This is a genomic window from Bartonella sp. MM73XJBT (genome assembly GCF_028618465.1).
GTDB lineage: Bacteria > Pseudomonadota > Alphaproteobacteria > Rhizobiales > Rhizobiaceae > Bartonella.
The window spans coordinates 1-6,726 of record NZ_JAQISY010000053.1 but is presented as its reverse complement, the minus strand read 5'-3'; the positions used below and the strand labels follow the sequence as shown (position 1 = coordinate 6,726).

At 38.9% G+C, this 6,726-nt stretch carries 1 protein-coding gene; it reads left to right on the top strand.

The window, feature by feature from the left end; genetic code table 11:
- Positions 1–6,726, top strand: a 6,726-nt coding sequence (locus PVV69_RS08995; RefSeq protein WP_273757235.1) for a hypothetical protein, incomplete at both ends; no start/stop codon positions are given.

Genomic DNA, 6,726 nt, shown 5'->3' with positions numbered 1-6,726 from the left:
GACAACTACAAAAAGTTGAAAAAGATGTTAAAGAACAAGTCGCAGCCAGTAGCTTCGTGAAACAAGACAGCGATACAAAACACATCACCATTGGTAAGGAAACCGATGGTGACAAAATTGATATTACTAACAAAAAGAATGAACAGCGTACTCTTACGGGTTTAAAGAGTGCTTCTCTGTCAGAAGCTTCAAATGAAGCTGTTACCGGTTCACAGTTGTTTGCAACAAATAAAAATGTAACAACTTTATCCGATAATTTCAAAATCGCTGCCACGAATATGGCCAAGTATTTTGGTGGTGATGCTGGTTATGAGAATGGCAAGTGGACCGATCCAACTTTTAAAATAAAAACAGTGAATGCTAATGGTGAGGAAAAAGAAGAGAGTTATAAGAATGTAGCTGCAGCTTTGGCAGGCGTTGGGAATTCTATCACAAATGTTAAAAATGATATCAAGAATGAAATCACGAGTGTAAAAGGTGAGAGTCTTGTTAAATGGGATGAGGATACAAAGCATATTAACATTGGTGGTGAAAAGGAAGACGCTACAATCAATATTGCGGATAAAGGAAGTAAGGACAGAATCCTTTCTGGTGTGAAGGATGCTGTGAAGAATAATGAAGCAGTTAACAAAGGTCAGCTTGATGAGAATGTAAAGAAACTTTCTGGCGAAATTGCAGATGTGCGTTCAGTGGCAGTTTTCTACGATAAAGAAGAAGTTTCAGATGATGACAATCGACTTATCAGATCAGCACGTAAAAGTAATAAATCGAATGTGACTTTTGGCGATCCAAGCAAAGGTACTGTTGGATTGCATAATGTTGGCGATGGTAAAGTCGCAGACGTTTCAACCGATGCGATTAATGGCTCACAGCTTCATTCATTTGGTAGTGGGGTTGCGAAGGCTTTAGGTGGTAACGCCAAATATGAGAATGGTGAATGGACAGCTCCAAGCTTTACGGTTAAGACTTTCAAAGAAGATAGTAGTGGGGTTGAAGAGCATGAGTATGACACTGTTTCTGCTGCGTTTGAGGGTGTTGGTACCTCTTTCACAAATGTAAATAATGCTATTACGGATATTAAGAAAGAAATTACCAAAGAGGTTGCGGATGCAAAAAGTGATGCATTGAACTGGAGTAAAGCTGCTAATGCCTTTGTTGCAACGCATGGGAAAGAAAATAGCAAAACCAATAGCAAGATTACCTCTCTTCAGGATGGAGATATTACTGCAGCTTCAAGTGATGCTATTACGGGGGGGCAGCTTTTTGAGACCAATAGTAAGGTTGCTAGTTATTTAGGTGGTGGAGCTAGTTATCAAGATAAAACATGGACGGATCCAACATTTAAAGTTAAAGCCGTTAACGGTGAAGGTAAGGAAGAAGAGAAGACTTATAAGAATGTAGGGGAAGCATTGAGTGGGGTTGGTAATTCTATCACCAATGTCAAAAATGATATTACCAAACAGATTAAAAATGAGATTAGCAATGTAAAAGGTGATAGTCTTGTTAAGAAAGATGCAGCAACGAATGTTATCAACATTGGTAAAGAGGTAGAGGGTAGTGAAATCAATGTTGCCAACAAAAGTGGTGGTTCGCGGACACTTTCTGGTGTGAAGGAAGCAACAAAAGATAATGAAGCCGTTAACAAGGGGCAACTTGATAAGGATTTGAAGAAACTTTCTGAGAGCCTTCAATCAGAAGATTCAGCAGTTGTTCATTACGATAAAGATGATAAGAATGGCAGCATTAATTACACGAGTGTGACGTTAGGTGGTAAAGAGAAAAAACCTGTTGCACTTCATAACCTTTCCGATGGTAAGATTGCTAAAGATTCACATGATGCGATCAATGGTTCGCAGCTCCATACTCTTGGTAGCACAGTTGCATCTTATTTTGGTGGTGATACTCGTTATGAGAATGGTCAATGGAGCACTCCAAATTTCAAGCTTAAGCAGTTTAGTGAGGATGGCAAGTCTGAAGATAAGACTTATCAGAATGTCTCTGATGCATTGAGTGGGGTTAGTAGTTCTCTCACCAATGTAAAAAATACAATTACCAATGAAATGAAAAAAACGAAAGGCGATGCCTTATTGTGGGGCAAGGAAGAGGGAGCATTCGTTGCCCAACATGGAGAGAAAGAAGAGAATAGCAAGATTACATCTCTTCGAGATGGGGTTATTAGTAGCGTTTCAACGGATGCCGTTACAGGTAAACAGCTTTATTCTGTAGGTCATGCGCTTTCTACTTATTTGGGAGGCGATACTCGTTATGAGAATGGTGAATGGACGGCGCCAAGCTTTAAGATTACAACAGTTAAAGAGGATGGTAGCTCTGAAGATAAGACTTATGAAAATGTAACGGCTGCATTTGCAGGAGTTGGTACCTCTTTCACGAATGTTCAGAGTAAAATTACCAATGATATTAATACTGCAATTACCAATGTGAAAGGTGATAGTCTTGTTAAGTGGGATGAGAAGACCAAGCGTATTAATATTGGTGGTGAAAAGGAAGATGCGACAATTAGTATTGCTGATAAGGATAGTAAGGATAGAATTCTTTCTGGTGTTAAGGATGCAGAGCATAGTAATGAAGCAGTTAACAAAGGTCAGCTTGATAAAGAAATAGCAGATGTGCGTTCGGTTGCAGTTTTCTACGATGAAGAAGAAGCTGCAGATGAACCACATCTATTTACGAGGTCATTGCGTAAAGTTAATAAGAGTAGTGTTACTTTTGGCGATCCGAAAACGGGCCCTGTTGGATTGCATAATGTTGGCAATGGTAAAGTTACAGAAGATTCCCATGATGCGATTAATGGCTCACAGCTTTTTGAGACCAATAGTAAGGTTGCTAGTTACTTGGGAGGTGGAACTGGTTATAAAGATAAAGCATGGACCAGTCCAACATTTAAAGTTAAAACTGTTAAGGATGATGGTAAGGAAGAAGAGCAAACTTACCATAATGTATCGGACGCTTTGACTGGGGTTGGTAGTTCTATCGCGAATGTTCAGAATAAAGTAACTGAACAAGTTAATAATGCTATTACCACTTTCAAAGGCGATGCCTTATTGTGGGGAGCAACGGATAACGCCTTTAGTGCTCAACATGAGAAGGATGGCGCAAAGACCAATAGTAAGATTACGCATATTTTAGATGGTAATATTTCTAAAGATTCTACAGATGCCATTACGGGTAACCAACTTCATTCTTTGGGTGATAAGGTTGCTGGCTATTTGGGAGGTAGTGCTAAGTATGAGGATGGCACGTGGACCGATCCAACTTTTACGCTAAAGACAGTTAAGGCTGATGGCACGACAGATGAACAAAGCTACACAAGTGTATCTGCTGCTTTTGAAGGAGTTGGTACATCTTTCACGAATATTAAAAATGAGATTACCAAGCAAATTAATAATCTTCAGTCAGAAGATTCAGCAGTTGTTCATTATGATAAAAAGGAAAAGGATGAAATTGATTATACAAATGTGACTTTGGGTAAAGGTAAGGATTCTACACCTGTTGCACTTCATAATGTTGCCAATGGTAATATCGCAAAAGATTCACGTGATGCCATCACGGGTGATCAGATGAATAAAATTGGCGAGGATATTGCAAAGTTTTTAGGTGGAGAATCATCCTTTAAAGACGGATCACTGACACCGCCAAGCTATGCATTATCTGAAGTTTCTACAGAAGGTAAAGTTACAGATAAGTCCTTTAATGATGTTGGTTCAGCCTTTGTAGGACTTGATAAGAATATTAAGCATGTGAACGATCGGATTAAGGAAGTCTCAGAAGGTGTTGCACAGGATTCTTTATCTTGGAGCGCGACTAATAATGCCTTTAGTGCTCAGCATGGGAAAGATAGTGAGAGAACAGATAGCAAGATTACACATCTTAAGGTTGGAGACATTACTGAAACTTCAACGGATGCGATCAATGGTTCGCAGCTTTATTCATTGGGCGATAAGGTTGCGCAGTCTTTTGGTGGTAATGCTGAATATAAGGATGGAATCTGGACAGCTCCAAGCTTTACGCTAAAAACTTTCAATGAAAATGGTGAAGAAGGTGAAAATGCGACCTATAATGATGTTGGTGCAGCCTTTTCAGGAATTGATACAAACTTCACAAATTTTAACAATCATCTAACGAGTATTGTTGAAGATTTTAATACAAAAGTAGACGATATTAAAAAAGAAGTTAAAGGCGATGCTTTACTATGGAGCAATGAAGACGGTGCTTTTGTAGCTCAGCATGAAAAAGAAGATCAAAAAACAAATAGTAAAATTAAATTTCTTGCTGCCGGAGATATTACGCAAGACTCGACGGAAGCAGTTAATGGCTCACAGCTTTTCGAGACAAATAATAAAGTTTCTACTTACTTAGGCGGTGGAGCTAGTTATAAAGATGGCGCATGGGTTGGTCCAACATTTACGCTTAAAACTGTTAATGGTGAAGGTAAGGAAGAAGAAAAGAATTATCAGACAGTAGCAGAAGCTTTTACTGGAGTTGGAACTTCTATCACCAATGTCAAAAATGATATTACCAAACAGATTAACAATGAGATTAGCAATGTAAAAGGTGAGAGTCTTGTTAAATGGGATGAAGAGACAAAGCATATTAATATTGGAGGAGAAAAGGACGGCGCTACAATTAATATTGCCGATAAGGGTAGTAATAATAGAATCCTTTCTGGTTTGAAGAAGGCAGAAAAAGATAATGAAGCAGTTAATAAAGAGCAACTTGATGAGAACGTAACTAAACTTTCTGACGAAATTGCAGAAGTTCGTTCTGTTGCAGTTTTCTATGATGAAGAAGAAGATGCAGATGAACCACATCTATTTGCGAGATCATTGCGTAAAGTTAATAAGAATAGTGTTACTTTTGGAGATCCGAAAACAGGCACTGTTGGTTTGCATAATGTTGGAAGTGGTGCAATTTCTTCAGAATCACATGATGCAATCAATGGTTCCCAGGTTCATTCTCTTGGAAGCACAGTTGCATCTTATTTTGGTGGTGATACTAAGTATGAGAATGGCACATGGACAGCTCCGAATTTCAAGGTAAAAACAATTAACGCGGATGGTCAGGAGAAGGATGAGACTTATCAGAATGTATCTACTGCTTTTGAAGGAGTTGGTAGTTCATTCACGAATATCAAAAATGAGATTACCAAACAGGTTAACAATCTTCAGTCAGAAGGTTCAGCGGTTGTTCATTATGATAAAAAGGCAGAGGGAGGAATTGATTATACGAGTGTCACTTTAGGTGGTAAAGATCAAACTCTCACAGTTCTCCACAATGTTGGTGATGGTAAGATTGGTGATAAGTCGCACGATGCAATTAATGGCGGACAGATTTATAAAATTGGTGAAGATGTTGCAAAATTCTTAGGTGGAGATGCAGCTTTTAAAGATGGATCACTTACCCAGCCAACCTATAAATTATCGAATGTTGCTACTGATGGTGAAGTAACAGATAATTCGTTCAATGATGTTGGTTCAGCCTTTGTAGGTCTTGATAAGAATATCCAGCATGTGAACGATCGTATTAAGGCAGTCTCTCAAGGAGTTGCAAAGGATTCTTTAAATTGGAGTAGTGCTGAGGGTGCTTTTGTTGCTTCTCATGGAGAAGGCGATGCAAGAAAAGATAGCAAGATTGCGCATATTTTGTCTGGAGACATTACTGAAACTTCAACGGATGCGGTCAATGGTTCGCAGCTTTTTGATACAAATAAGACTGTTGCAACTTATTTAGGAGGTAGTGCTAAGTATGAGAATGGTAAATGGACAGCGCCAAACTTCAAGGTAAAGATAGTCAAGAATGATGGTAGTGAAGTTGAAGAGCAAAGCTATGAAAGTGTATCTGCTGCATTTGAAGGAGTTGGTACATCTTTCACGAATATCAAAAATGAGATTACGAACCAGATTAATCATCTTCAGTCAGAAGATTCAGCGGTTGTTCACTATGATAAACAGAAGGATGATGGTGAGACTGATTATGCCAATATAACTTTAGGTGGTAAGGGTAAAATCCTCACAGCGCTGCACAATGTTGGTGATGGTAAGATTGCAGAAGATTCCCATGATGCAATCAATGGTTCCCAGGTCCATTCTCTTGGAAACACAGTTGCAACTTATTTAGGTGGCGGTGCTGGTTATGAAGAAGGAAAATGGACAGCGCCAAACTTCAAGGTAAAGATAGTCAAGAATGATGGTAGTGATGTTGAAGAGCAAAGCTATGAAAGTGTCTCTGCTGCATTTGAAGGAGTTGGTAGTTCATTCACGAATATCAAAAATGAGATTACGAACCAGATTAATCATCTTCAGTCAGAAGATTCAGCGGTTGTTCATTATAATAAAAAGAAAGATGGTAAGACTGATTATGGCAATATAACTTTTGGTGGTAAGGATGAGGTCCTTACAGCGCTGCACAATGTTGGTAATGGTAAGATTGCAGAAGATTCCCATGATGCGATTAATGGTTCCCAACTTTTTGCGACGAATAAAAAAGTGAGTATTGTGTCAGATAATCTACAAGTTGCAGGCACAAATATAGCTAAAGTCCTTGGGGGTGGAGCTAAGTATGAAGAAGATAAATGGACCGCTCCAAGCTTCAAGGTAAAAACAGTCAAGGATGATGGGAGTGACGTTGAAGAGCAAAGCTATGAAAGTGTCTCTGCTGCGTTTGAAGGAGTTGGTACATCTTTTACGAATATCCATAAAGAGCTTAAGA